Here is a 26,292-nt window from a genome sequence, read left to right on the forward strand (position 1 = left end):
GGCCGCGGGGGCGTTCGGCTAACTGCGGGAATGGCCTATTTGCTCAATGTGTTCGGCTGAGATCGGAAATCAACCTCGCAGAGGCAAACCGATAAGAAAGGACGTCATGCAGCCCAAAGCCGCACGCAACATACCCATCGAAGCCTTGCGCTTGATCGCGGTCGCCGGCATCGCGGTATTCCACACGTTTCAGTGGACCTTCCAGGGGACCTGCGTCGGCTTGCAGGAATACACGCCGCTCGCCGCCTTCCCCTACTCCGGCGCACTCGGCTTTATCAACTTGCTGGGCTGCTGGGCCAACGAGGTCTTCTTTATGACCTCGGGCTATTTTCTCATCGCTTCGGCCGCGCGTGCTTGGGACGGTGGAGCAGCGTGGAAGTCACAAATGCAGCGGATGGCGCAGCGTCTGGGCAAGGTTGTTATGCCCACCGCGTTTTATTGCCTCGTGGCGCTGACGTGGTCCACGGTCGTCTCCCCCATTCCCGATGTTACCCTCAATACGCACTACTGGTACACACTAGGCCTTGAGTTTATCTGGGTCTATGCCGCCACGGTCTTCATGGCGCCATGGTTTGGACTGGCCAAGATCCGACTCTCCCAGAAGAGCTACACGACGACGGTCATCGCCGTTGGCATCCTCGCATTTGTTGTTAACGGGTATTTAGCCGCCATGAGCGCGACAAACGGCGGTGAGTTTTCTTGGCTCCAAAAGCTCATGAGCGCCGTCACGTACGTTATCGCGTTTTTGATCGGTGGGCTGCTCCGCGACGTTACCGATGTCATGGATTCGGACAGGGCGGGCGCCTTGGGCATGCGCTCGCTCGTAACGGTTTTGGTACTCACCATCATCCTGGAAGGAGCACTCTCCTTCACCGACAACCTCACGGCGATGGCAGTCCTCTCCTACAAATCAACCTCGCTGATCTCGTTTGCCCTCGCTGCCGCCTCCTTGCTCTTTGCGGCAACCCGACGCAGTGCCTCAGGCAATCCGCGGACTGCAGGTGTCATCGTCACCTTATCGACCGCCACGCTCGGTTTCTATGTGACGCAGTCGCTCACCAGTAGCCTGTGGCGTCCCGTCTTCAATACGTTGCTCGCAAACATACTGGTCAGCCAAAACAGCCCGGCAGCTATATGTATCGTCACGGGTACCGTCATTAGCATCGTCTTTGCCTTAGCGCTCCTCATCATCGACGCAGCTAGAAGCCTTATCGCTCGCAAGCCCAAGCGGCAATAGAGACGCTGCCGTCAGACGCTAAAGCCGCTACAGCCGTGGCAGGTTCCTGCGTTTTATTCAAAGCTTGCCGCCAAGGTGCGCCGAGCCTTTACAATAGGACAGTCCCAAGGACGTATTCGATAGCTTCCGCGCAGCACTCGCCCGCCGCGCGTGAAAGGATATATTGCCCCATGCCTTCAACCCTCCCCGCTCCCATCGACAAACTCGCCATCGTTGTCGTCACCTATAAGCGCCAGGAACTCCTGGCCAACTTGTTCGACTCTATGACCAAGCTCACTGCCGCGCCCTGGCGCATCGTGATTGTCGATAACGAGAATTCGCGCGAGACCAAGGCCATGTGCGCCGCATTCAACGAGCGCCTCGCCACCCTGTGGGGCATCGACACCAACCAGCCCGATGCAAAGGGTGGCACCAACCGCGTTATCTACGCGCCGCAGCTCAAAAACGGCGGCGGCGCAGGTGGCTTCTCCGCCGGCACCAAGTGCGCCTACGACCTGGGCGCTCAGTGGTTCTGGGTGATGGACGACGACGTGCTCGTCATCCCCGAAGGCATCGAGCGTCTTGCCAAGTGGACCGATCGCTACGATGTCATCCAGGGTTCGCGCCTGGACTTTGACGGCGGCGCCTTCTTTTGGCAATACCAACTCATCCTTTCACTCGGCATTCCCAACCCTGTCGCCAAGTGGGACCTGGGACCCGAGGGCTACCGCGCCATGAACCAGCTATGCTTTGAGGGCGGCATGTTCTCGCGCCGCGTGGTCGATAAGATCGGCCTGCCCGATGCGCGATTCTTTATCTACGGCGACGATGCCTGCTACGGCTACGTAGCCAGCCAACACTTCCCCGCCGTCGTTGTTGCCGACGTGGTTCTCAAGCGCGCCCGCGCCGTCTCTAACTGGGATATCGCCGGCAAACGCCAGCTCAACTCTACGAGCGACACCAACCGCTACTACATCATGCGCAACCGAGGCTTCCTCGCTCGCTATATGCAGATCTACGGTGACTACCACCCCATGCTGTTCCGCCTGGGCAATGCCGCGACCTTCTGCAAGGAATTCATTCGCCTGGCTGCGGTCGATAAGTGCTTTAAGACCGGCATTCCGGCGCTGCGCCGCGGCATGAAGGACGCCCGCAAGATCATCAAGGACCCCGACTGGAAGCCCATGCCGCCCATGAAGGACACCGAGTAACGGAAGCCGGAAACACCTCGGCGCTTAAAGCCGCTGGCACACCGTAGCCACATGCTGCCCATCAAAACCGAGCCCCCAGCGCATGCGACCCACGCCGGGGCGCGGCACACGAATTTCGTCGATGCCATCGCGCTCTATGTCGAGTAGCGACTGCACGGCCAGCAATTCCAACCCCAGCGCATCCACATCGGGGTCATACATCATATTGATCGTTATAAGCGGGCGCTCGTCCAGCATGCCGATCGTGTCAGCTACGTCGAACACAGCGCCCGTAGGAAAAACCTGGATGTCCCAGCGACCCGCGCCACACTTTCGCCTCGAAGCAGGATTGGCATAGCCCGGCAAGCCAAAGCAGAGCCCCTGCAAGAACAGATGATATGGCAGCGGCTTATCTGGGTCGGTCTCACCGATTCCCGCATCCCCCAGGATGCGGCTTAGCGCCCGCCTCACGGTATCCTCGTTCCCACGGCACAGCCCGTCGCGAAACGCATCGACGTCTCGAATGTCTTCGGCAGCGCACTCAAACCACTCAACAATCACTAGACGCAAGGCTTGGCGAAGCTCTTTATTGGGCAATCGCAAAGCACGGAGCCGATCGCCATGCTCTGGCTCCTCAGTCATATCCGTCGTGAGAAAACCGGACAGATACAGCGCTGTCCACATGCCATCGTCAGGCGAGACATCTGGCTCTGCAGCGCCCAAACAAAGCGGGACCTCAGCACACCTATGGGCCTCGAGCAAATCAAACAAGACCGAAAGGCGGTCGAGATTCCACCCGGCAACTACCCTACTCAGGCAATCCGCATACCCATACAGATCGGCGCGCACAGGCGCCGTGCAGCCTCGATCCAGAAAACCGATCACACGCGCTGGACTCGAGCAATAGGCCCTACCAAACCGATATCCCTCGAGCCATTCACGCGCATCATCAAGATATTCCTCACGCCCAGCATGATTCAACAGAGCCTGGACCTCGGCATCCGAAAAGCCGAACCAACGGTCACACCACGTCGAAAGCGGCGTCGACAGACAATACGAGCAACTGCGCGAAGAAAGCGCCGCTTCGGCAGGACTGGGACGCTCCCCCATCAGACAAGCAAAGCGTAGCGAATGACCCGCGGCAGCAATGGCGTCAAACAGCACACGGTCAAGTAGTTCTGCCGGATCGGCGTCAGAAGCGTCCCTCGCGCTCGCACGGCGAGACCACGCCGCATCGTACCCATCAACGAGCAATACAACCTGCTCATCACAGGCAATCTCCAGCAGCTCTATGAGCACACCGAGCACCGAGTCAACCTCGTCCGCGCTCGCCACGTCACGCGCGACGCGTTCGATGTGACGCACCTTATCTCGAGCTAAATTCGGAGCCTCCAAGAGCGCCAACAAGCGAGCGCACTCGCCCGAAAGGGCATCGCGCACGACGCCGGCAACAGCGGGGCCACGCCTCGCAGCGCCAGAAAAGTCCAGCGATATCACCGGATAGCAAGCGTACTCATCCCGATAGCGCCCGCCGTCTGCATCCCAAATCTGAGCATCGGCAAACAAACGCTGACCAGCGCGACCGACCGCTGGACGCTCCAGAAAAGCCCTGAGCATCGACAAGTTCATGCTCTTGCCAAAACCCTCGGGTCGACAGCACACCACAACGGACGCGTCGCAGTCCAACACATCTGCAATAAACATGGTCTTGTCGACCAGCGTGCAGCAACCAAGAGCCTCCGCATAGTCATGCATGCCAATGGGTAAAGCCGCATCGTCGGCACAGCCGATCAAACGCACGCCAAAGTCGGCAGCACAACCATTATTTACCTGTTCAGACACCAAAACGTTCCCCCTAAATCGCAACACGATGCCAATTGTAATGACCGCCTCGCGCGTACCGATGTCGCCGCGCGATCATATCGGGCAACGGTAGGAACAAAGGCCTTGAGGGGGCATAACAAATCGTTGTGCAACAAAATGGGGCCCGATGCATTCGCACCGGACCCCGTCCTAACTCTTTAGTTATCTAGTAACCGAGAGGCTACTCCTCCGAGCCGTCCTCCCCAGAAGCTTTCTTCTGCTGATCGAGCTTATGCTTACCACTTACGATAGACGTAGCGCCCAGTGTGGCCAAGCTCGCGCTGGCAAGGCTCGCCATCACAATCAGATCGCCCGTCTTGGGCATGTTGCCGCCCGAGGACTTGGTCGTTGTAGTCGTCGTGGTGGTCACCGTTTTGGAGTCATTTTGCTCCTGGTTCTGGTTGTCGGTGTTGCCCTTGCCGCCGTCCTCGCCCTGCTGCTTTCCGTCCTCGGTCTTGCCCGTATTCTCGTCCTTATCCTCAGATTCAGACTTCTTACCATCGTCCTTCTTCTGAGCGGACTTGTCGTCCTTCTCCTCAGAGCTAGAACCCTTATCGGATTCGGTCTTCTCGGAAGCCTTGTCCTTAGAGTCGCCCTTTGCGGCCTCGGTCTTTTCCGTGGAAACCTGATCAGAGTTGTCCTTGTTCTGGGCCGAGCCGTTATTGACGCCAGCCATCAGCGAAGAGCCCAACGTAGAACCAAGCTGCACGGAGAAAGAAGGCTTCTTGTCCGGCGAAGCAACGGGGGCGTCCGGCGCCTTATTCGAGTCGTCCTTGGAAGCATCGGAATCAGGGGTTGCGTCAGAGCCGGAGCCGTTGTTAGAGCCGGTGTCAACGGACGAATCGCTCGAGCCGGTGGAAGAGTCAGAGGAACCTGCGTCGGTCGAACCAGAGGCGGCGCTGTCCGTATTGCCGGCAGAGCTTGAAGACGAATCGCCCGCAGCAGAGCCGTTCGAATCGGAGCCGTTCGAGGTAGAGCCGTCGTTGGTAGTGCCACCAGCAGAGCCATTACCGTCAGCATCGGTCGAGGGCGCATCCATCCTGTCATCGTTGGCATCGTCACTCGAGTCGTCATTCGAATCAGGTGTCGGCGAGGGCGCCGGCGCAGGCTCGGGCTGCACGGGCGTCGCAGCGGCCGCCTCGTCCTCGGCGATATAAACCAAGCAGTCCTTCAGCTCATTCTTATAACGATTCTTCCAGCCCTCATGATACTGGGGCTGGCTCGAATACTTGGTGGCGACATTGTTGACCACGCTATTGGAAAGCGCCGTCACAAACTCGCGGTCGGACATATCGTTGGAAAGATTCGCCCAGCGGAAAAAGTCCCTGCAGCCACCGGTGCCGCACATGTTGGTGATGCTCCACACCATGCCCTTAACACAGTCGGCGCGGCCGGAGATATCAATGCCCAGGCCGCTCTTGAGCCACGCCTCGGTCACTGCATAGTACGAGTTGTACGCATAGGCATCTTGAAGTGCAGAGAACTCAACAGGATCGGTGTTGTAAGCAACCTGGAAAGCCTCCTGCGCGATACGGCCCAGCTCGGTGAGCTGACCGTTCTCGGACATGGGATTGTTCGCGTTGGAAATCTCGCTGCCGCGATCAATCGCATCCTTGAGCATGCTGTATTTTTCGGGGTTGTAGTTGTAGGCCTGCTTCATAAACGGAATGAACGACCAACGACGGTCGAACTGGTAATAACCCAGCGCGTTATAGCCGTCACCGTACGAAAAGCCCTGGTTGTAGTTGCCATGGCTCTCGTACTTGGTAAAGTACTTCATCTCGGGAGTCACGTTGACAAACGAGACACCCTGGACCGACCTCAGCACGCCCGAGAAGGACTGCTGGGTGTAGAGACCCTTATCGATATCGGTGGCATCCGAGGCAACGCCCGGCGTGGGCTCCTCGGCAGCGGCGGGTGCCGGCGCGGAAACGGCGCCAAACGAAAGCGCCAGCGTCAGGCCCGCGACAATAGCAGAATGCTTGGGCTGCATAAGATCCTCCCTGCATTGGTGTAGTTAAAGTGCAGTTTGCAAAGATAGAATTAAGTATTGCAGCTCGCCCGTTGTTGCACAACAACCACTCGGTAAACGGCAACAACCCTCCGCGAAATCTTAAGGAATTGCGCTCAACCTACAGCTTAATGTCAAAGTTGATCTCGGGGACGGCGGCTAGGTCGGCCAACGTCACACCGTCGACGTACTTTTCGATCACGTCGTCCAGACCACGCCAGAACTTGACGGTCGAGCAAAGATCGCTGCGAGTGCAGCTGTTGTCGATGCCATCGCACGCCACCGGAGCCGTGCTGCCTTCAACGGCACGCAGGATGTCGCCGGCACGCACCTCAGCGGGGTCCTTGGCCATCATGTAGCCGCCGCCCTTGCCGCGCACGCTCTTAAGCAGGCCCGCCTTCATGAGCGGACGGACCAGCTGCTCCAAATACTTTTGCGAGATATGCTCGCGGTCGGCGACCTCGCGCAGGGCGATTTTGCCCTCGACGTCACCAAGCGCTGCGATATAGATCATCAGACGGAGGGCATAGCGGCCCTTAGAAGAAATGAGCATACCTACCCTCTCGTCGTAACCGGGACAAAATACCAGGCTTGTTTGTCCCAAATCTTATGCACGCGGGGCAAACAAACCTGATTATTATGTCCCACATCTAAAAAGTCGAGTGGATTAGTCGGGTTTTCCCTTGACTAACGCCGAACCCATAGTAACTTTATTCCGAGAAGATTCCTAGGGTTTAGTACACCTATGAGTACACCATATACAGAGAGGGACAGCATGAGCGCAAATCCGCTGCTTTCCATCGAAGGTCTGACCGCCTCCGTGGACGAGAAGACCATCCTCCACAACGTCAACCTCAACGTCGCCGCCGGCGAGACCCACGTGCTGATGGGACCCAACGGCGCCGGCAAGTCCACCCTCGGCCACCTGGTCATGGGCGACCCCGTCTACACGGTCAACGACGGCCGCATCGTCTTTGACGGCCAGGACATCACCGAGCTCACCACCGACAAGCGTTCGCGCGCCGGCCTGTTCCTGAGCTTCCAGGCCCCGGTCGAGATTCCGGGCGTGCCACTGTCGAGCTTTTTGCGCGCCAGCATCGCCGGCCGCCCCGGCCTGGAGATGAAGGGCAAGGAGTTCCGCCGTCGCGTCAAGGAGCTCGCGGCCGAGCTCAACATGGATACCGCCTACCTCAACCGCGAGCTGGGCGTGGGCTTCTCGGGCGGCGAGAAAAAGAAGGTCGAAATGCTCCAGCTTCTGCTGCTGCAGCCCAAGCTCGCCATCCTGGACGAGACTGACTCCGGCCTGGACGTCGACGCCCTTTCCACCGTCAGTCATGGCATGGACGCCTACCGCAAGAGCTGCGACGGCTCCATGCTCATCATCACGCACAACACGCGCATCCTGGAGCACCTGGATGTCGACCGCGTCCACGTTATGGTCAAGGGCCACATCGTGCGCGAGGACGACGCCTCGCTGATCCCCTGGATCGACAAGAACGGCTTTGAGACCTTCGAGCGCGAGGCCGCCGAGCAGCGCGCCCAGGCCGAGGCCGCCGCTGCCGAGCAGCAGGCGTAAAGGGGCGACGCAATGACCAAGAACCGCACCGAGGTCGCGGACATCGACCGCAGCCTCTACGACTTCACCTATGGCGAGGAGGGATTTGAGCGCCTCGACGCCGGCATCACGCCCGACATCGTGCGCGAGATCAGCGCCAAGAAGGACGAGCCGCAGTGGATGCTCGACCTGCGCTTAAAGTCCCTCGAGATCTTTAATCGTTTTCCCGACCCGACGTGGGGCCCCTCCATCGAGGGCCTGGACATAGATAACATCGTCACCTATGTCAAGCCCAACACCGACCAAAAGCACGACTGGGAGTCGGTGCCCGACGACATCAAGAGCACCTTTGAGCGCCTGGGCATCCCCGAGGCCGAGCGCAGCTATCTGGCAGGCGTCGGCGCGCAGTACGACTCCGAGCTCGTCTACCACAACATGCAGGACACGGCGTCTAAGATGGGCATCGTCTACTCCGGCATCGAGGAGGCCCTGCACGACCCGCAGTGGGAACCGCTCATCCACGAGAAGTTTATGACGCTCATCCCGCCCACCGACCACAAGTTTGCGGCCCTGCACGGCGCCGTATGGTCGGGCGGCTCGTTTGTCTACGTGCCCAAGGGCACCAAGCTCGACTTCCCGCTGCAGAGTTACTTCCGTCTTAACGCCAAGGGCGCCGGCCAGTTTGAGCACACGCTCATCATCGTCGAGGACGATGCCGACCTGCACTTCATTGAGGGTTGCTCCGCGCCCAAGTACAACGTGGCCAACCTCCACGCCGGCGCCGTCGAGCTCTTTGTGGGCAAGCGTGCGCACCTGCGCTACTCTACCATCGAGAATTGGTCCAAGAACATGTACAACCTCAACACCAAGCGTGCGCGCGTGGACGAGGACGGCGACATCGAGTGGATCAGCGGCTCCTTCGGTAGCCACGTGGGCTACCTCTACCCCATGAGCGTGCTCAGCGGACGCCGCGCCCGCTCGAGCTTTACCGGCATTACCTTTGCCGGCGCCGGCCAGAACCTGGATACCGGCTGCAAGGTCGTGCTCAACGCGCCCGATACTTCGGCAACCGTCGAGACCAAGGGCATCTCCAAGAGCGGCGGCATCCAGACCTTCCGCAGCTCCATCGTGGCCACGCCCAAGGCCGAGGGTTCCAAGGCAACCGTGAGCTGCCAGTCGCTCATGCTCGACGACCAGAGCCGCTCCGACACCATCCCCGCCATGGACATCCGCGCCAAGAATGTCGACATCGGCCACGAGGCCACCATCGGCCGTATCGGCGACGATAAGGTGTTCTACCTGATGAGCCGCGGTATCTCGGAGGAAGAAGCCCGTACCATGATCGTCAACGGCTTTGCCAACCCGGTCTCCAAGGAGCTACCGCTGGAGTACGCCGTCGAGATGAACAACCTGATCAAGCTCGAGATGGAAGGAGCGATCGGATAATGAAACAGACCACGAACACCGCTGCTACCACCCTTGAGCAGGTCAATGCGATGCCGGCTGCCACATGGGGCTGGCTGAAGATGAACCAGACCAAGCTCGAGCTCTCTGACGAGCTTGCCGCCGCTCCCGCCGAGACCGTTAAGGTTGAGGGCTTGGACGAGCAATTTGCTGGCGTGGCAGACGCGTTCGACGCCGCCATGGACGCCATGGCCGAGCGCTTCCCCGAGCGCCGCGCCTCCGCGCCCGGCGATGCCGCCGACCGCGCCCGCATCACGCCCGAGACCGAGCTCGACGTGCCCGCCACCTCCGTCTACCAGGCCGGTGCCATTAAGCTGGAGGAGGAGCTCTCCCCCGCTGAGGCCTTCGAGACTGGCATGGGCGAGGCTGCCTACACCTACCTGGCCGACCACGCCACCAAGCGCGTCGTCATCGATGTGCCCGCATACAAGCACGCCACGGTTACCGTGCGTGTGAGCGGTGTCGATGCCGCCGCGGCCATCGCCGCCATCGACGTCGTCGTCCGTCCCCAGTCGACGCTCGACCTGCAGATCGCCCTGGACTCCCCCGTTGCCGGCGAGGGCGTCGTGGGATCCGTGCTGCGCGTGTGCGCCCACGAGTACGCCACCGTCAACGTGACCTGCACGCAGACGCTCGACGATAGCTGGATCGCGCTCGACGACACCGGCCTGTTCCTGGACGAGGGCGCGCGCGTCAACGTGCAGCACACCGTCCTGGGTGCCGGCGCCAGCGCCACCGGCCTTGCCGGCGACCTGCTGGGCGATACCGCCAAGGTCACCATCGATACTGACTACCTGGGCGCCCGAGAGCAGGTGCGCGACTTTAACTACGAGCTGCGCCACCGCGGTCGCAAGACCGAGTGCGAGATCGACGCCAACGGCGTGCTGACCGGCACGTCCAAGAAGGTCTACCGCGGCACCATCGACCTCGTGCACGGTTGCAAGGGTGCAACCGGCACCGAGCGCGAGACGGTGCTTTTGGCCAACAAGGGCGTCGACAACAAGACCGTTCCCGTCATTCTCTGCGACGAGGACGACGTCGCCGGCAACCACGGAGCCACCATCGGCCACGTCCGCGACGAGCAACTGTTCTACCTCGCCTGCCGCGGCCTTGACCAAAACGCCGCCGAGGACCTGTTCGTCCGCGCCAAGCTGGAGGACGCCGCACTTTCCGCCACCGACGAGCGCACCCGCGCCGCCGTCGTCCGCCTGGGCAACAACCTGATCGACAACTTTGAAGAGGAGCTCGCATGATCGACACCGAGCACGTTAAATGCGACACCTGTACCGCACCGGAGCCTATGGAGCTCGACGCCAGCGACGAGGCCTCGCGCGGCTGGCCTACCGTCGACATCGAGACTAATCCCTACAAGGCGCAGTTCCCGCTGTTCCAGCAGCACCCCGAGATCGCCTTCCTCGATAGTGCCGCTACCGCGCAGCGTCCTGCCTGTGTGCTCGACGCCGAGCGCGACTTCTACCAGCGCATGAACGCCAACCCTCTGCGCGGCCTGTACTCGCTGTCCGTCGAGGCCACTGAGGCTATCGCGAAGGTGCGCCAGCAGATCGCCGACCTCATCGGCGCTGCCCAGGCCAACGAGGTCGTCTTCACCCGCAACACGAGCGAGTCGCTCAACCTGGTCGCCAAGAGCTTTGCACCCACAGTCCTCGAGCCGGGCGACGAGGTCGTCATCACCATCATGGAGCACCACTCCAACCTGATTCCGTGGCAGCAGGTCTGCCGCGAGACCGGCGCCAAGCTCGTCTACCTCTACCCCACCAAGACCGGTCAGCTCACCACCGAGGAGGTTCTTGCCAAGGTTGGTCCCAAGACCAAGATTCTGGCCGTGGGTCAGGTCTCCAACGTGTTGGGAGTCGAGAACCCAGTCAAGAACCTCGGCAAGCTCGTGCACAAGTATGGCGGCTACCTGGTCGTCGACGGTGCGCAGTCGCTGCCGCACATGCCGGTCGATGTGGCCGACCTGGGCGCCGACTTCTTTGCCTTTAGCGCACACAAGGCTATGGGCCCCATGGGCATCGGCGTGCTGTGGGGCAAGATGGACCTGCTCAACGCCATGCCGCCCATGCTCACCGGCGGCGAGATGATCGACTCTGTTACCGAGCAGGACGCCGTCTGGGCGCCCGTTCCCGAGAAATTCGAGGCCGGCACACAGGACGCCGCCGGCATCTTCGCCACGGGTGCGGCACTCGACTACCTGGTCAACACGGTGGGTTACGAGAACATCCAGGCACGCGAGCAGGCACTCGTCCACTACCTGATGGGCGAGCTCATGCAGCTCGACTTTGTCCAGATCATCGGCTCCATCTATTGGGACAACCACCACGGCGTTGTGAGCTTTAACGTCCGCGGCATCCACCCGCACGACGTCGCGAGCATCATGGACATGGACGGCGTCTGCATCCGCGCCGGTCACCACTGTGCACAGCCGCTGCTCACCTGGCTGGGCGTCGAGAACCTTGCCTGCTGCCGCGCCAGCGTGGCCTTCTACAACGACAAGGCCGACATTGACAAGTTCATCGCCGGCCTGCATCACGTTTGGAGCACGTTCAATGGGTAATCTGTACACCTCCACCACATTTATGGAGCACAACTCGCACCCCGACTACAAGTACGAGATGGATGCTCCCACGCACGAGCACGACGGCATCAACCCCAGCTGCGGAGACGAGCTCACTCTGCAGCTGCGTGTCGAGAACAACGTGATCGAGGAGGCCTCCTTTACCGGCCACGGCTGCGCCATCAGCCAGGCCAGTGCCGACATCATGGCCGATCTCATCACCGGCGAGACCGTCGAGGAAGCTCGCCGCCTGGCAGAGCTCTTCCTCGCCATGATCCGCGGCGAGAAGCTCTCCGAGGAGGACCTGGAAGACCTGGACGAAGCCGCCCAGCTCCAGGACATCTCGCACATGCCCGCCCGCGTCAAATGCGCCGAGCTCGCCTGGCGCACCCTCGACGGCATGCTCGAGGGGCGAAATAATCAGTAGTACTTGTCCCAAATCTTAAGATTTTTGTTGGCCGAATCGCTTGACAAGAGTGGTTCGGCCATTTTCTATTCCGAGAGCTCAGTCTGTGCCTTCACCCGCGCATAAGCGCGCACGATACGAGAGACGGTACTTTTGCCAATCCCGGTATACCGCTCAATCTGGCGCACCGTAAAACCGGCATCGTGCAATCCAAAAATAACGGTATCGCGCTGCGCAGGCGGTGCGTCTTTAACCCCATGGAGCGGAGCCCCGAGGCTCTTCGCCAACTTGTCGGCAAAGGCGTGGCGTTCCCACTCTGTCTCTTTCATATCGCGCAGCGCCGGTTCGCCGCCGTCGGGCGTCGAAAGCGAATAGGCAATAAAGCCCTCGGCAGAACCAAAAAGCTCAAGCACGCAAGAAGGATCAGAAAATCCCCTCGCGACATCGGCCGCGTCACCGTCGTAAGCGCACAAATGCTCCGGAAAGCTGCTCCAGGGATAACGCTCAATGAGACTGATGCCCGCCTCCTGCGGATCGGCGTGAACGGAGCGAATAGCCTCCATCACTTGCCAGTCGGTATCGAGCGAGCGCCGGTCAAAACGGTTCTGGAACAGATGCCCTGTGCGCCCCGTGCGTTTATTGAACCGCCGCGCGTACGCCAAAAGCAGCCGGTGCATCGCCGCGCTCATCGCGTCCTCGTAATCTGCAAGCACCAGACGCACGTGATTGCCCATAAGGCACCAGGCGATAACCGTCACGCCCGCCTTGCGGCAGCACTCACGCATCAGCTCCAAGAACTCCCACCGGTCTTCATCGCCCTCAAAGATGAGCTGCTTGCCCGTACCGCGGGCACAGACATGGTAAAAGCCGGTAACCGTTCTCCAAACGCGCTGCATGGCGCTCCCTTCGCCGGGATCTGCTTGCCATCCAATACAGCACGATTGAAGCGTGCCATCAAAACATTCACGCAAAACAATTCGCTCGCGCGGCCAAAGGCAGTAAACAGGCGGCGAACGGCACCGTTGCAACAGGTCAACCCCTGCAACGCTTACAAAAGCTGACCAAAAGCTTGCCCAAGACGGACCCCCTCTACGGAAGTGCACGACCACAGAATATAGAGTTAAACCGTTTCAATTGAAAGTTCCGCGCATCTCGCTACGAAAACTGAGCCGTTCGCCGAATATTCCGTGCATTTCGCGGTATTATAGGGGCTGCATGTCATGTCCCTTTCGAAGGGTCGCCCGGCAATCGCCAGCCACGGCCCCCAGACGGGACGCCAACACGATAGAGAGGAGAGGCATGCAGTACTCACAGGAAGTGGAGAACATGTGCCCCGTTGCCAAGGGTGCATACCACGGCCCCGCACCCATCCCCGAGGAGGGCAAGTGGGTCCAGGCTAAGGAGATTTCCGACATCTCCGGTCTTACGCACGGTGTGGGTTGGTGCGCACCTCAGCAGGGCGCCTGCAAGCTCACGCTGAACGTCAAGGACGGCATCATCGAGGAGGCCCTCGTTGAGACCATCGGCTGCTCGGGTATGACCCACTCTGCCGCCATGGCTTCCGAGATCCTTCCCGGTAAGACCATCCTCGAGGCCCTCAACACCGACCTCGTCTGCGACGCCATCAACGTTGCTATGCGCGAGATCTTCCTGCAGATCGTTTACGGCCGCAGCCAGACCGCGTTCTCCGAGGGCGGCCTGCCCGTGGGCGCCTCCCTCGACGACCTCGGCAAGGGCCTTCGCTCTCAGGTCGGCACCATGTTCGGCACCAAGGCCAAGGGCGCTCGTTACCTCGAGCTCGCTCAGGGCTACGTCACCCGCATGGCTCTCAACGACAAGAACGAGATCATCGCATTCGAGTTCCTGAACCTCGGCAAGTTCACCGACGCCGTCAAGGCCGGCAAGACCCCCGAGGAGGCCATCGCTGGCGCTATGGGCCACTATGGTCAGTGGGAGAACGCTGCCAAGTACATCGACCCGCGCACCGACGAGGAGACTCACTCCGTCGCCAGCGTGTTCCCGGTTCACGAGTAGAAAGGGAGGGAAATAACTATGACTGTTACGTTCGAAGGTTACGAGCGCCGCGCTGACAAGATCAACAAGTGCCTCGCCGACAACGGCATCGCCTCCCTCGAGGAAGCTCTGCAGATCTGCACCGACAAGGGCTTCAACCCGCGTGAGATCGTCAACAACACCCAGTCCATCGCCTTCCAGAACGCCGAGTGGGCCTACACCCTCGGTTGCGCTCTCGCTGTCAAGCGTGGCGCCAAGTCCGCTTCTGAGGCTGCCGCCATCATCGGCGAGGGCATCCAGGCCTTCACCGTTCCCGGCTCCGTCGCCGAGGACCGCAAGGTCGGTCTGGGCCACGGCAACCTGGGCGCTATGCTGCTCTCCGACGACACCGAGTGCTTCGCCTTCCTGGCCGGTCACGAGTCCTTCGCTGCCGCTGAGGGTGCTATCGGCCTGGCTCTAAACGCCAACAAGGCTCGCAAGAAGCCGCTGCGCGTCATCCTCAACGGTCTGGGCAAGGACGCTGCTCAGATCATCGCCCGCATCAACGGCTTCACCTACGTGAAGACCCAGTTCGACTACTTCACGGGCGAGCTCAAGGTCGTCGAGACCATCCCCTACTCCGATGGTCCCCGCGCCGCCGTCAACTGCTACGGCGCCGACGACGTCCGCGAGGGCGTTGCCATCATGTGGCACGAGAACGTCGACATCTCGATCACCGGTAACTCCACCAACCCCACGCGCTTCCAGCACCCCGTCGCTGGCACCTACAAGAAGGAGCGCCTCGAGGCTGGCAAGAAGTACTTCTCCGTCGCTTCTGGTGGCGGCACTGGTCGTACCCTGCACCCGGACAACATGGGCGCCGGCCCTGCCTCTTACGGCATGACCGACACCATGGGCCGTATGCACTCCGACGCCCAGTTCGCCGGTTCTTCCTCCGTGCCTGCGCACGTTGACATGATGGGTCTCATCGGCATGGGCAACAACCCCATGGTCGGTGCCACCGTCGCCTGCGCTGTCGCCGTCGAGGAGGCCCTCAAGGCCTAATCGCGCCCGCGCGATGCTCATATAGTTGAGCTTTGGAGCCGCTACCCACCCAGGTAGCGGCTCTTTTTGTTTGCGCTGTCGCAGGGTAGCTAATGCCGATATATCAGTTGGGGCGAAATACAAGATGTGATGAGATGGAGCGTCAGAGCGTCCATGACGCCCACCTGCCATATTTGCCCTTTACCGATTTGCCGAGTCTTTGCGGCCCCATTGCCGATCACCCGTGCGACAATGCGCCGGACGAGAAAGGAATCCGATGGAATCGACTGATGTACTGGTAATTGGATCTGGCATTGCGGGCCTTTGCGCCGCCATCGAAGCGGCACGCACGGGTGCAACCGTCACTGTGGCAAGCGCCGGCAAGACTATGAGTGGATCGAGCTTCTTCCCCGGAACCTGGGGCCTAGGGCTTATCGGACCCGTTAACGAAGGCGACGAGCAGGACCTCATCGACACCATCCTGGCCGTCGGCGGCGGCGTTGCCGACCCCGAACTCGTCCAAGCGTTCGTCCACGGCATTCCCCAAGCGATTGACTGGCTCGAGCAAGACCTGGGCGTTGAGCTCCAGCGTCCGCAAAGCGCCAAGAGTGCTCAACAAAAGCAATTTATCCCCTGCTTTGACCACAAGACGCGCATGTGGCGCGGCCTCACCCGCAAGCCCCTTGAGGACGCTCTGACGACCTGGATCGAGTCGCTCGGCATTCGCCTGCTCCCCCGCCATGAGCTTATCGACCTTGTTGAGGACACGAACGGCAGAATAACCGGAACCGTACTCTACGACCTTACCGAAAATCGAATCGTGCCCTTTGCTGCCGAGGCCACGGTCATCGCAGCCGGTGGCACAGGCGGCCTGTTCGAGCGCAGCCTTACGTCGGCTGATGTGCTCAGTTCCTCGCAGGCCATCGCGCTGGCGCACGGCGCAACACTTACTAATATAGAGTTCATGCAGATGATGCCCGGCTTCATCGAGCCCAGGCGTAACTTGGTCTTCAATGAGAAAACCTGGCGCTACGTGCACGTAGACCAGCCGGTAGATATTGCCGACGACAAGCTGGACGACCTGCTCGAGCAGCGCTCTGGATATGGTCCCTTCACGTCACGCTTGGCCTCCCGCGCTATCGATCTCGTCATCGATCAGGCAGGTGTCGAAGGCCTGGCACTCCACTACGACTTCCCCCGCGAGGATGTCCCAGAGTTTGTGCAGACCTTTGCCACCTGGCTGCAAGACGAGCACGGCATCGCGCCGACCGACGAGATGCGCGTTGCGATGTATGCCCACGCCGCTAACGGCGGCATCAAGATCGATAAGACCGCGCACACGGGCGTTGAGGGCCTCTACGCTTGCGGCGAGGCGACAGGCGGCATGCACGGCGCCGACCGCATTGGTGGCTTGTCAAGCGCCAACGGCATCGTATTCGGACGTATCGCGGGCGCATCGGCAGCCCTTGCAGCGCAGAAAGAGCCTGAGGCGGCCCTGAAGGCGGATATCACCCTCCCCCAGTACGGCATTGCCGCAACAGATGCCGAACGCCTGACACACAGCCTTAGGCACACGATGAGCACCTTTTGCATGATCAACAGGACCGAAACAGGCCTATCCGAGGCCCTGCAACAGCTTGAAAGCCTGCAAGACGAAGCCACGGCTCTAAATAAGCCACATGCCAACGACAGCGAAATCGCTGCCCTCGCCCGCCTGCAATCGCAGATTCAACTAGCACAGGAAATGGTCAAAGCCATGCGCAAGCGGACCGAAAGCCTGGGTTCGCACTATCGAGCGGACTAAGCCGAGCACCCCTCCAGAGCAGAACACAACTTCTCGATATTAATGGGTCCCGTGAACTCAAAGCGACACAGGGCCCATTCGTGTCCGCGCGGGCAAATATACTCATTCTGAATACGGAGTCGACATAGTCCACGTAGACAAACGAACAGAAAGGAAGAGATATGGACAGCAGGGATATCGAGAAATGGCGTGTCGAACTTGACAGCTACGCCCATGTAGAAGACGGCGTTGAGTATTGGCTCGCACGCGATTTAATGGAACCCCTTGGATACACCCAATGGCGTAATTTTGAGACTGCAGTTAAGAGATCCATGGCATCGTGTGACACCAATAAAATGCCTGTTGCCGCCCATTTTGCTGAGGCCAGCAAAATGGTAGATGCCGGCATCGCCAAACGAGCCGTAAAAGACTACAAGCTGACGCGCTACGCATGCTATTTAATCGCCCAAAACGGAGACCCAAACAAGCCCGAAATCGCACTCGCACAGGCGTACTTCGCCGTGCAGACACGCCGTCAGGAGCTCATAGAGCAGCGCTTCGCAGAGATTCAGCGCTTGCAGGCGTGCCACTCGCTATCCGATTCAGAGAAACAGCTCTCGGGCATTGCGTTCAAACGAGGCGTGGACTCCAAAGGATTCGCGATCATCAAGTCGAAGGGCGATGAGGCGTTATTCGGCGGCAGAAGCACGGCGGACATGAAGCGGCAGCTTGGTGTGTCCAAGAGTGCTGCATTGGCGGACAAGCTAGCCGATGTTCTCATCAAAGCAAAGGACCTCACGAACTCGATGACGGCCTTCAACGCCGAGGAACACGACTTGTACGGTCTGGACCAGATCAAACAAGAACACGTCGAGAACAACACGAGCGTGCGTGGCAGCCTCATCGACCGCGGAATTGTTCCCGAGAACCTACCGCCTGCCGAGGATACAAAAAAGCTCGAGCGTCGCGTGAAGGCAGACGAGAAGAAACTCAAGGAGGGTACTGACGGTTTCACCGATCCCCAGGGTAGACTCAATCTGTGAAAGCGGCCGCGCCCTTTCGGGTTCGACCCCATGCGAGGTTAACAAAAAAACGACCAGCCTAAGCCAGTCGCTTTAACGATCTTTGGGTGGGCCGTCAGGGGGTCAGCCTGCTGCGCAGGCGGCCGCTGCGGCGCCAAGGCGCCTTGCGCGCTGCGCTGGTAAATGCTTACGCATTTCCTCAGCTCCGCGCCCTTTCGGGTTCGACCCCATGAAAGGTCAACAAAAAAAGACGGCCAACCGAAGTTGACCGTCTTAACTTGCTTTGGTGGGCCGTCAGGGGGTCGAACCCTGGACCTTGGGATTAAGAGTCCCCTGCTCTACCAACTGAGCTAACGACCCAAAGCTAAAGTCCGTTGTGGCGGACTTTAGAGGAGATATCGTGTGGTGGGCCGTCAGGGGGTCGAACCCTGGACCTTGGGATTAAGAGTCCCCTGCTCTACCAACTGAGCTAACGACCCGATATCAACACGAAGCAAGAACTGGGGTGGGTAAAGGGACTCGAACCCTCGACCTACGGGACCACAACCCGTCGCTCTAGCCAACTGAGCTACACCCACCGTGTCCTGTGCGCTTCGCGCTCGACTATTATTGCAAGGAACGCCACGTGATGCAAGCCCCAATTTTCAAGAATTTTGAAAAGAGTCTTTCGAGACCATTTCGAGCAAATCCCACCGGTTTCATAGGAGTAAACTTGCCCCACTGCAAATGCTCGAAAGGACCGTCATGAAAGAACTCTCCAACCGCACGGCAACGTTTACCGATTCGGTCATCCGCCGCATGACACGCATCTCCAATAAGTACGGCGCTGTCAATCTCTCGCAGGGCTTCCCTGACTTCGATCCCCCAGCGCAGCTGCTCGATAGCCTCAGCACCATCGCCACCGACCCCAAGCCGCTTTACCACCAGTACTCCATCACCTGGGGCTCCCAGGCCATGCGTGAGGCGCTTGCCGCCAAGCAGGAGCATTTTATGGGCATGTCGGTAAACCCCAACGAGAATATCGTAGTCACCTGCGGCTCCACCGAGGCCATGATGGCCGCCATGATGACGGTTACGAACCCCGGAGACAAGGTCGTCATCTTCTCGCCGTTCTACGAGAACTACGGCGCCGACACGATCCTTTCGGGTGCCGAGCCTATCTACGTGCCGCTCAACCCGCCCACATTCGACTTTGACCGCGAGACACTCGAGGCGGCCTTCCGCGACAACGACCCCAAGGCCATCGTCCTGTGCAACCCTTCCAACCCTTGCGGCAAGGTCTTTACGCGCGAGGAGCTCACCTTTATCGCCGACCTCTGCAAAAAGTACGACACCTACTGCATCACCGACGAGGTGTACGAGCACATCGTCTACGCGCCCCACGAGCACGTCTATATGGCCACGCTACCCGGCATGTTCGAGCGAACCATCAGCTGCAGCTCGCTGTCCAAAACGTACTCCATCACCGGCTGGCGTCTGGGCTACACCATTGCCCCGGCCCAGATCACCGAGCGCATCAAGAAGGTCCACGACTTCCTCACCGTGGGTGCCGCCGCTCCCCTGCAGGAAGCTGTCGTCACCGCCCTCAACTTCGACGACAGCTATTACCAGGAGGTCCTCGACCTCTACACCGCCAAGCGCGACCTGTTCTGTCAGGGACTCGGCAGCATCGGCCTCACGCACAACGTGCCGCAGGGCGCCTACTACGTCATGATGGACATCTCTGAGTTTGGCTATGACAGCGACCTCGAATTCTGCGAGGACCTCGCGTCTAAGGTGGGCGTGGGCGCCGTGCCCGGCTCGAGCTTCTTCCGCGAGCCCGTCAACCATCTGATTCGTTTCCACTTTGCCAAGCGAGACGAGACGCTTAACGCGGCGCTGGAGAACCTCAAGTCGCTACGTGATAAAATCAAGCCGCGCGGGTAAGGACGGCCCGGCAACTAAAGCAACCAAAGAAGCCCCGCACCGCCCGCCGCGTTGCGAGGCTTCTTTCTATAGCGCTTTCTTAAATAGTTTAGAGCTCTATACTTTAGTCACGGAGCAACTCGTCCCAGAGAGAGGAATACTATGGCAGAGCAGCAGCTTATCGGAGCGCTCGAGGCCGGTGGCACCAAGATGGTCTGCGCCACGGGCTATGCGGACGGTACGGTCCTAGAGCGCGAGCAGATCGCGACCACGACCCCGCAGGAGACCGTTGAGGCCGTCAACGCATGGTTTGCCGACAAGGGCATCGCCGCGCTGGGCATCGGCGCCTTTGGCCCCACCGCAGTCAACCCTGCCTCGCCCCAATACGGCAAGATCCTGGAGACGCCCAAAACGGCATGGCGCTACTTTGACCTGCTGGGCACTATCCAAAACGAGCTCAATATCCCCTGCGGCTACGATACCGACGTCAACGTCGCCTGCCTGGGCGAGGTCACGTTTGGTTGCGCCAAGGGCCTCACCGACGTGGTCTACCTGACCATCGGCACCGGCGTGGGCGCCGGCGTGCTCTCGGGCGGTAAGCTCGTGCACGGCATGATGCATCCCGAGGCCGGCCACATCCTGGTCACGCGCGACCCGCGCGACACCATTGGCGAGCACAGCGCCTGCCCCTTCCACGACAACTGTCTCGAGGGCCTCATCGCCGGCCCCGGCGTTAAAAAGCGCTGGGATGGCAAGAGCGCCGGAGACATGGCCGATGACCCGGAGGCCATGGACCTGCTCGCCGGCTATCTGGCACAGGCGCTCATGACCTACACGCTGTGCTACGCGCCGCAAAAGATCATCATCGGCGGCGGCGTGGCCGACCACACCCCCATCGTGCCGCTCGCACGCAAGAAATGTGCCGAAATGCTCAACGGCTATATCGTCACGCCCGAGGTCAACGACATCGATACCTACATTGTCAACAACAGCCTCGAGGGCAAGCAGGGCATCATGGGTTGCCTTGCCCTGGGCGCACAGGCGCTTCAGTAACAGACGCACCCACGGGGCGTGGCGCGCCCAGCAAATCCGACCAATGGAACGACGCCACCACGCCTCATATAAGCCCTCAAATAAAAAAGGCCGCCTAGGACCAAACAATACGTCCTAGGCGGCCTTTTTGGCGTACATCAGCGACCGTAAGAGATATCGGAGCACAACGCCCATTGCCGCTCCACAGCAGTCGATCATCACATCGGTGATCATGCCGGCGCGTCCCGGCACAAAGAGCTGAATCGTCTCGTCGATCGAGGGAATCAGCAGCAGGAACACCGCCGTGGGCAGCAGCACGTCAAAGGTGTGCCGGCCCTCAAAATCAAAAGCGTGCGTTGCCAGGATGCCGAGCACCATATACTCGGTAAAATGCGCGCACTTGCGAACAACAAAGTTGGTCACCCATTCATATGGAAGTCCCACGCCGTGCAGGAAACCGCGGATAGCTTCCATGACCGTTAGGCTCAGCGAGCCCGACCCCGAGCCGGGAACCAGCGAATTGCCCCAGATCAAGAGCGCCATCAGGCAGGTCACGACCGCCCATTTTCGATTGATCTTAACCATGCAGAAGTTATGCCTCCGCGCGGAGCGGCGCGAAGCTGGCGGTACCGCCCTCGATAACGCTCAGATAGGCACGGCCCGTACGCTTGGCGGTAGAGGACTGCAGGCGCTCGATCTCTTCCTCGAGGATCTGATTGACGCGCTCGTGACGACGATTTTCCATAATGCCGGCGGCAATAGCCTCGGCCCGCTCGATGCTCTCGCGCGAGATACGGGCGGTATCCTCGGGGAACACAGCGCTGTGACGGCCGACATAGGCGGGAGCAGCAGGCTGAGGGGCAGCGACGGGAGTGGGGACTGCAACAGGAGCGGGCTCGTCAATCTCATCCAGAATCGCGGTGGCGGCGGCCCACATGTCCTCGTGGCCCGAGTAATCGGCCATGGGGACATCGACCTCGAGCGAGGCGTCCGGAAGGTCGCCGGTGTCGATGCGATCTTGGGCATCAATCGATGCGGTGATGGCTGCAGGTTCATCGAGGTCGTCAAGATCGATGTCCGCGGCACCGGAGATGATAGGCATGCTGGCGAGGTTTGCGTTGTACGGCGCAGCCTCAGCCGCCTGCTGCTGAGCAGGAGCGCCCCAAAGCGAGCTCTCGGCGGCACGGCGGGCGGCAACGGCCTCCTCGTCCGCGGTAATGGCTTCATCAACGTACGAATAATCGGCAGAAGCGTTCGCGTCGCCCGAGGTAGCGTTGTAGGCGTTATTGGCTGCCGCGTTGGCAACGAGTGCCACGAAAGCCGCCGTGCTGCCCGCAGGGGCGGCCTGGGAGCCCGACACGGCGCGCGCCGCGGCGGCGATGTCGTCACGATTGAAGGAGCCGGTCTGCCCGCCGTTGGTAAGCTCGTCGATGGCGACTTGATAGACGTCGCGCGAGTGTGCAGGGTCGCAGCTCACCGGCGAATCGTCGTCGAGCATACTGTCGATCATGGACCAAGCCTCGGCCTCGTCCATAGCATCTGCGGCTCGAGCGATGGTAGGGACACCATCATCGGCATGACGGCGCTGGAACGCACCAGTCAGGCCGGAAAGGTATGCCGAGGTAGACTGCTCCGCCTGAGCCTGAGAAGCAGAAGCCGCAGCGTAAGGAGTCGCATCCTGCTGCTGAGCCGGAATCGAGGCGGTCTTGAACTCACTTTGATGTTGATTGAGATTGGCAGCACCGCCCATGGCATCGGGCTGGAACAGACGCTCTTCACGCTGCGCACGGTACTCGGAGATGCCCAGCGAGGCGGCATAGATACCCACGCCCGCCACCGCGCCCACGGCGAAGGGAACCGCACCCGCCACGACCGTCTCGTTCACCGACGAAAACGGCAGCGTCGCGGCATACATAACCACGGGGGCGGCCAGGCCGATCCCGCACGAAAGTCCGGCAAGGACTGCTCGTTGTGTTGCATCAGAAGAAGCCATGAGCTCTCCCCATCTTCCAGCACCCAAATCGCATCATTCAGTTGGCTGCGCGAGAGAAGATGAAGCGGGGCTATGCCCCAAAGCAACGGTATATGGTTCGTTTCATCTGCGTTTTCCGTCGCGAAGCTTAAAAGCTATTATGCGAAACCGCCCTGTCGATTGCAAGCGACGATGTCGGATTGAAACGGGAAACCTGCTGCTTGCCAGTCTTATGGTCGATAACTGGCGCCGAGTGGCGATATAAAAAGGGCCGAGGCGCAAGCCCCGACCCTTCATCGCGCCGGCAATAACGCCGCGTGCGGTTGACGACTTAGAACGTCTGCTCGTAGTCGCTATGCTTTTTGGCCGAACGCACCAGGAACTCCTGGTTGGTGTTGGTGCCCTTGAGGCCCTTGATAAACGATGCGGCCGCGCGCTCGGTATTGTTCATGCCGGCGAGGATGCGACGCAGACCAAAGACAAACGGGCGCATCTGCTCGTCGACCAGCAGGTCCTCGTTGCGCGTACCCGAGGCAACAGGGTCGATGGCCGGGAAAATGCGGCGATCGGCCAGGTCGCGGTCGAGCTTGAGCTCCATGTTGCCGGTACCCTTGAACTCCTCAAAGATGACCTCGTCCATCTTGGAACCGGTATCGATGAGTGCGGAGGCCAGGATGGTGAGCGAGCCACCGTTCTCGATATTGCGGGCTGCACCCAGAAAACGCTTGGGCGGATACAGTGCCGCCGAATCAACGCCGCCCGAAAGGATGCGGCCTGAGGCGGGCGCCGCCAAGTTGTAGGCGCGGGCAAGACGCGTGATGGAGTCGAGCACAACTACAACATCGCCGCCCAGTTCCACGATGCGCTTGGCGCGCTCGATGACGAGCTCTGCCACGCGAGTGTGGTTGTCGGCGGGCATATCGAAGGTCGACGCCACAACCTCGCCCTTGATGGAACGCTGCATATCGGTGACCTCTTCGGGGCGCTCGTCGACGAGCAGGCAGATGAGGTGCACCTCGGGGTTGTTAATCGAGATAGACTGGCAGATTTTCTTGAGGATCGTCGTCTTGCCGGCCTTAGGCGGGGACACAATCAGGCCACGCTGACCCTTGCCGATCGGCGACACGATGTCGATGGCACGACCGGTAATGGAATCCTTGCCATGCTCCATGCGAAGCGGCTCGTTGGGATAGACCGGGGTGAGGTCGCCGAACTTGGGGCGATTGCGAATCTGCTCAGGATCCATGCCGTTGACGGTCGTGATCTTGGCGAGGCCGGCGCGCTTGTCGCCGCCGCGCGAAGGACGCAGCGAGCCCTCGATGACATCGCCCGTGCGCAGACGCGCGGAACGGATGAGGTATGCGGGCACGAAGGCGTCGTCGTTGGACTTCATGTAGCCATGGGCGTGGATGATGCCGGAGCTGTCTGGGCGAATCTGCAGAATGCCCTTGATATCGCGGAAACCCTCGGCCTTTGCGGCGGTAGTGTAGATCTCCTCGACGAGCTCGGCCTTCTTCTTGCCGGTCGTCTCGATCTCGAACTCCTTGGCCTTCTCGCGCAGCTCGGCGACCTTCATGGCCGCGAGCTCCTCGCGCGAAAGCGTGGGCTCAGTCGGAGCGGCATTGCGCTCCTTATTGCGCTGCTTGCGGTCGCGCTGACGGTTGCGGCGATCGTTGTTACGCTCGTCCTTGCGCTCGTTGCGGTCATTACGCTCGTCGTTGCGCTTGTGCTGACGGCGGTTGGGGCGAGCGCTCTCTTCGGTCTCGACGGGGGCGGTGCCATCGGTTGCGGAGGCGTCTTCGTTAGCCGAAGCATCATCGCTGGCCTCGGCATTGGAATCGCCCTGCGGCTCGGCCTCGGCATGCTGCTCGACGGCCTTGGCCTTAGCGGACTTCTTGCGACCGCGCTTGGGCTTCTCGGACGCAGACTGTTCGACGTCTTGGGGCTCGGCGGCATCAGTCGATGCATCGGCGGTCGTCTCGGCGGAAACCTCGGACGCACCCTTCTTGGCAGCCTTGGCCTTGGACGTGCGCTTAGCAGCAGTACGATGGCTGCGACCAGGACGGACGTCGGCGGGCTCGACATCGGCAGAAACGGCCTCGGAAGTCGTAGCATCCTGGACGGGCGCGTCGGCAGCGGTTGCAGGCTCGGCGGTCGCCGCAGCATCCCGAGCGGCGGCGGCTGCGGCTGCGGCCTTCTCGGCCTCGACGAAAGCCTTGGGCTTGCGACCGCGACGGTGCGGGCGCAAAGCCGGATCGACAACGGGAACTTCGCTGGCCTCGACAGGCGCAGCGGGCTCAACAGGCGATGTGCCCTCCCCTGCCGCGGAACGGACCGAAGCCTCAGTGAGCTCGGGGGTTACCTGATCGGCAACCTGCTCGGCCTTAGCAGCCGTGCGACGGCGTGTGCGCGGTACCGGCTTCTCGGTCGGCTGGTCGGCGACAGGGGTCTCGGTGGCGGCAGGCGTCTCGGGCACAGACGGAGCTGCAAGCTCGGTCAGAGCCGCGGCCTCGCGCTCGGCAGCACGACGGCGGGCGCGCACCACCTGAGCCTCGCTAATCTGCGCCAACGCACGTGCCTGCGCGACCTCATCGGAAATCGGCGCCGAGGAGTCAGCTGCAACGGTGCGCTTGACGCGCGTCGTGCGCGTGGTACGGCGCTTGGGCTTGGTGACCTCCTCGCCGTCAGCAGCAGGCTTGGCCGTGCGGCGCGTACGCTTGGGCTTTGCCGGAGCAGCCTCCTCACCAGTTGCAGGCACGGCCTTCTCAGCCGTTGCAGCCTTAGGCGTCTCAGGAGCCGACGTTTGCGCGGGCGCCGCGACTTGGTCCGACGCAACCGGTGCAGCGGGAGCGGCTTGCGTCGTCGTTATTTCGTTTTCTTGCTGTTGATCAGACACAGTGTTTGCTCAACTTTCTTTTCAAGCCCTGTGATCACATGCTCCCTGCATAAACCTTCAGGGCGGCTAAACAGTCTAGTTCCGTTCAAAACGACGGACATCATTGATCTGTATCGAGATGTTTGCGCCATATACGCAGCGTTAGTGTAACACAACCGCCGCCACCTGCAACTTAGTCATTGGGAACGCTCTTAAACGACTAGTCAAAAGGGACACTCTTTGGTTTAACACCCACAAATCTGACTGCCTCCGCCAAAACTATGGCGGTTTACTACGATGAATCGCTCAACCGCGACCACTCCGAAACTTGTTGAACTAAAACCGACGCTCCTATAAGTTGTCAAGAGGCAGTTTGCGGGAGCGCTC

20 protein-coding genes and 3 tRNA genes are annotated in these 26,292 nt (G+C 60.5%); 13 read left to right on the forward strand and 10 right to left on the reverse strand.

Annotated features, from left to right (window positions below):
- Positions 1-106: 106 nt before the first annotated feature.
- Positions 107-1,237 (forward strand): acyltransferase family protein, encoded by a 1,131-nt coding sequence (locus tag ABHR75_RS07090; RefSeq protein WP_138112771.1) that lies wholly within the window; start codon positions 107-109, stop codon positions 1,235-1,237.
- A 170-nt stretch (positions 1,238-1,407) separates the two neighbouring features.
- On the forward strand, positions 1,408-2,427 hold the full coding sequence (locus ABHR75_RS07095) for a glycosyltransferase (protein ID WP_138112773.1): 1,020 nt from the start codon (positions 1,408-1,410) through the stop codon (positions 2,425-2,427).
- 24 nt (positions 2,428-2,451) lie between these two features.
- On the opposite strand, the gene ABHR75_RS07100 is transcribed toward ABHR75_RS07095, so the two are convergent.
- The 3 genes from ABHR75_RS07100 to ABHR75_RS07110 all read right to left on the reverse strand — a co-directional run bounded on the left by ABHR75_RS07100 (position 2,452) and on the right by ABHR75_RS07110 (position 6,833).
- Positions 2,452-4,248 (reverse strand): AAA family ATPase, encoded by a 1,797-nt coding sequence (locus ABHR75_RS07100; protein WP_346963973.1) that lies wholly within the window; start codon positions 4,246-4,248, stop codon positions 2,452-2,454.
- A 202-nt stretch (positions 4,249-4,450) separates the two neighbouring features.
- Positions 4,451-6,262, reverse strand: a complete 1,812-nt coding sequence (locus ABHR75_RS07105; RefSeq protein WP_138112777.1) for a VgrG-related protein — start codon at positions 6,260-6,262, stop codon at positions 4,451-4,453.
- Between the two features lie 139 nt (positions 6,263-6,401).
- Entirely contained in the window at positions 6,402-6,833 is a 432-nt protein-coding gene (locus ABHR75_RS07110) for an RrF2 family transcriptional regulator (protein WP_138112779.1), read from the reverse strand.
- Between the two features lie 222 nt (positions 6,834-7,055).
- Between ABHR75_RS07110 and sufC the strand changes: the two genes are divergently transcribed.
- Genes sufC through sufU form a run of 5 tightly spaced genes read left to right on the forward strand, consistent with a single transcriptional unit; the run spans position 7,056 to position 12,301 of the window.
- Positions 7,056-7,856, forward strand: a complete 801-nt coding sequence (gene sufC, locus ABHR75_RS07115; protein ID WP_006235561.1) for a Fe-S cluster assembly ATPase SufC — start codon at positions 7,056-7,058, stop codon at positions 7,854-7,856.
- Positions 7,857-7,868: 12 nt separating this feature from the next.
- On the forward strand, positions 7,869-9,281 hold the full coding sequence (sufB, locus tag ABHR75_RS07120; RefSeq protein ID WP_346963974.1) for a Fe-S cluster assembly protein SufB: 1,413 nt from the start codon (positions 7,869-7,871) through the stop codon (positions 9,279-9,281).
- Positions 9,281-10,552, forward strand: coding sequence for a SufB/SufD family protein (locus ABHR75_RS07125; RefSeq protein WP_138112783.1), 1,272 nt, complete (start codon positions 9,281-9,283; stop codon positions 10,550-10,552). The genes sufB and ABHR75_RS07125 overlap by 1 nt, the downstream gene beginning before the upstream one ends.
- Positions 10,549-11,874, forward strand: a complete 1,326-nt coding sequence (locus ABHR75_RS07130) for an aminotransferase class V-fold PLP-dependent enzyme (RefSeq protein WP_217495623.1) — start codon at positions 10,549-10,551, stop codon at positions 11,872-11,874. The genes ABHR75_RS07125 and ABHR75_RS07130 overlap by 4 nt, the downstream gene beginning before the upstream one ends.
- The gene (sufU, locus tag ABHR75_RS07135; RefSeq protein WP_138112785.1) at positions 11,867-12,301 is read left to right on the forward strand and encodes a Fe-S cluster assembly sulfur transfer protein SufU; all 435 of its coding nucleotides are present in this window, start codon (positions 11,867-11,869) and stop codon (positions 12,299-12,301) included. The genes ABHR75_RS07130 and sufU overlap by 8 nt, the downstream gene beginning before the upstream one ends.
- A gap of 65 nt (positions 12,302-12,366) precedes the next feature.
- Here the strand turns inward: sufU and ABHR75_RS07140 are convergent, their stop codons facing one another.
- On the reverse strand, positions 12,367-13,176 hold the full coding sequence (locus ABHR75_RS07140) for a transposase (protein WP_175406054.1): 810 nt from the start codon (positions 13,174-13,176) through the stop codon (positions 12,367-12,369).
- A 403-nt stretch (positions 13,177-13,579) separates the two neighbouring features.
- Here ABHR75_RS07140 and ABHR75_RS07145 point away from each other — a divergent pair, with 403 nt between their 5' ends.
- The 4 genes from ABHR75_RS07145 (at position 13,580) to dinD (ending at position 18,142) form a co-directional block, all read left to right on the forward strand.
- Positions 13,580-14,314, forward strand: a complete 735-nt coding sequence (locus ABHR75_RS07145) for an iron-sulfur cluster assembly scaffold protein (protein ID WP_006235554.1) — start codon at positions 13,580-13,582, stop codon at positions 14,312-14,314.
- Positions 14,315-14,332: 18 nt separating this feature from the next.
- A complete protein-coding gene (locus tag ABHR75_RS07150) occupies positions 14,333-15,337 on the forward strand; it encodes a GGGtGRT protein (protein ID WP_006235553.1) in 1,005 nt (334 codons plus the stop codon).
- 256 nt (positions 15,338-15,593) lie between these two features.
- On the forward strand, positions 15,594-17,120 hold the full coding sequence (locus ABHR75_RS07155) for an FAD-dependent oxidoreductase (RefSeq protein WP_346963975.1): 1,527 nt from the start codon (positions 15,594-15,596) through the stop codon (positions 17,118-17,120).
- 161 nt (positions 17,121-17,281) lie between these two features.
- Entirely contained in the window at positions 17,282-18,142 is an 861-nt protein-coding gene (dinD, locus tag ABHR75_RS07160) for a DNA damage-inducible protein D (RefSeq protein ID WP_138112793.1), read from the forward strand.
- A 263-nt stretch (positions 18,143-18,405) separates the two neighbouring features.
- Here dinD and ABHR75_RS07165 read toward each other — a convergent pair.
- The 3 genes from ABHR75_RS07165 to ABHR75_RS07175 form a co-directional block, all read right to left on the reverse strand.
- Positions 18,406-18,481: transfer RNA gene (locus ABHR75_RS07165), tRNA-Lys, on the reverse strand.
- Between the two features lie 43 nt (positions 18,482-18,524).
- Positions 18,525-18,600: transfer RNA gene (locus ABHR75_RS07170), tRNA-Lys, on the reverse strand.
- Between the two features lie 22 nt (positions 18,601-18,622).
- Positions 18,623-18,699 (reverse strand) — tRNA-His (locus ABHR75_RS07175).
- Positions 18,700-18,865: 166 nt separating this feature from the next.
- On the opposite strand from ABHR75_RS07175, the gene ABHR75_RS07180 reads away from it, so the two are divergent.
- Both ABHR75_RS07180 and ABHR75_RS07185 read left to right on the forward strand, forming a co-directional pair.
- Entirely contained in the window at positions 18,866-20,047 is a 1,182-nt protein-coding gene (locus ABHR75_RS07180) for a pyridoxal phosphate-dependent aminotransferase (RefSeq protein WP_138112795.1), read from the forward strand.
- Between the two features lie 141 nt (positions 20,048-20,188).
- A complete protein-coding gene (locus ABHR75_RS07185; protein WP_138112797.1) occupies positions 20,189-21,079 on the forward strand; it encodes an ROK family protein in 891 nt (296 codons plus the stop codon).
- Between the two features lie 114 nt (positions 21,080-21,193).
- Here the strand turns inward: ABHR75_RS07185 and ABHR75_RS07190 are convergent, their stop codons facing one another.
- The 3 genes from ABHR75_RS07190 to rho all read right to left on the reverse strand — a co-directional run bounded on the left by ABHR75_RS07190 (position 21,194) and on the right by rho (position 25,788).
- Complete coding sequence (locus ABHR75_RS07190) at positions 21,194-21,643, reverse strand: VanZ family protein (protein ID WP_138112799.1); 450 nt, start codon at positions 21,641-21,643, stop codon at positions 21,194-21,196.
- A gap of 7 nt (positions 21,644-21,650) precedes the next feature.
- The gene (locus ABHR75_RS07195) at positions 21,651-23,051 is read right to left on the reverse strand and encodes a hypothetical protein (RefSeq protein ID WP_138112801.1); all 1,401 of its coding nucleotides are present in this window, start codon (positions 23,049-23,051) and stop codon (positions 21,651-21,653) included.
- Positions 23,052-23,361: 310 nt separating this feature from the next.
- Entirely contained in the window at positions 23,362-25,788 is a 2,427-nt protein-coding gene (gene rho / locus ABHR75_RS07200; protein ID WP_271760696.1) for a transcription termination factor Rho, read from the reverse strand.
- Positions 25,789-26,292 lie beyond the last annotated feature (504 nt).

This window comes from Collinsella aerofaciens (assembly GCF_039752955.1).
In the GTDB taxonomy this organism is placed as follows: Bacteria; Actinomycetota; Coriobacteriia; order Coriobacteriales; family Coriobacteriaceae; genus Collinsella; species Collinsella aerofaciens_BI.

Excerpts from the sequence above, each read along its gene's own strand:
- ABHR75_RS07155 (WP_346963975.1), top strand. The coding sequence starts at position 15,594 with ATGGAATCGACTGATGTACTGGTAATTGGATCTGGCATTGCGGGCCTT.
- ABHR75_RS07140 (WP_175406054.1), bottom strand. The coding sequence starts at position 13,176 with ATGCAGCGCGTTTGGAGAACGGTTACCGGCTTTTACCATGTCTGTGCC.
- ABHR75_RS07125 (WP_138112783.1), top strand. The coding sequence starts at position 9,281 with ATGAAACAGACCACGAACACCGCTGCTACCACCCTTGAGCAGGTCAAT.
- sufC (WP_006235561.1), top strand. The coding sequence starts at position 7,056 with ATGAGCGCAAATCCGCTGCTTTCCATCGAAGGTCTGACCGCCTCCGTG.
- ABHR75_RS07090 (WP_138112771.1), top strand. The coding sequence starts at position 107 with ATGCAGCCCAAAGCCGCACGCAACATACCCATCGAAGCCTTGCGCTTG.
- sufB (WP_346963974.1), top strand. The coding sequence starts at position 7,869 with ATGACCAAGAACCGCACCGAGGTCGCGGACATCGACCGCAGCCTCTAC.
- sufU (WP_138112785.1), top strand. The coding sequence starts at position 11,867 with ATGGGTAATCTGTACACCTCCACCACATTTATGGAGCACAACTCGCAC.
- ABHR75_RS07130 (WP_217495623.1), top strand. The coding sequence starts at position 10,549 with ATGATCGACACCGAGCACGTTAAATGCGACACCTGTACCGCACCGGAG.
- ABHR75_RS07190 (WP_138112799.1), bottom strand. The coding sequence starts at position 21,643 with ATGGTTAAGATCAATCGAAAATGGGCGGTCGTGACCTGCCTGATGGCG.
- ABHR75_RS07095 (WP_138112773.1), top strand. The coding sequence starts at position 1,408 with ATGCCTTCAACCCTCCCCGCTCCCATCGACAAACTCGCCATCGTTGTC.
- ABHR75_RS07150 (WP_006235553.1), top strand. The coding sequence starts at position 14,333 with ATGACTGTTACGTTCGAAGGTTACGAGCGCCGCGCTGACAAGATCAAC.
- ABHR75_RS07105 (WP_138112777.1), bottom strand. The coding sequence starts at position 6,262 with ATGCAGCCCAAGCATTCTGCTATTGTCGCGGGCCTGACGCTGGCGCTT.
- dinD (WP_138112793.1), top strand. The coding sequence starts at position 17,282 with ATGGACAGCAGGGATATCGAGAAATGGCGTGTCGAACTTGACAGCTAC.
- ABHR75_RS07185 (WP_138112797.1), top strand. The coding sequence starts at position 20,189 with ATGGCAGAGCAGCAGCTTATCGGAGCGCTCGAGGCCGGTGGCACCAAG.
- ABHR75_RS07180 (WP_138112795.1), top strand. The coding sequence starts at position 18,866 with ATGAAAGAACTCTCCAACCGCACGGCAACGTTTACCGATTCGGTCATC.
- ABHR75_RS07110 (WP_138112779.1), bottom strand. The coding sequence starts at position 6,833 with ATGCTCATTTCTTCTAAGGGCCGCTATGCCCTCCGTCTGATGATCTAT.
- ABHR75_RS07145 (WP_006235554.1), top strand. The coding sequence starts at position 13,580 with ATGCAGTACTCACAGGAAGTGGAGAACATGTGCCCCGTTGCCAAGGGT.
- ABHR75_RS07195 (WP_138112801.1), bottom strand. The coding sequence starts at position 23,051 with ATGGCTTCTTCTGATGCAACACAACGAGCAGTCCTTGCCGGACTTTCG.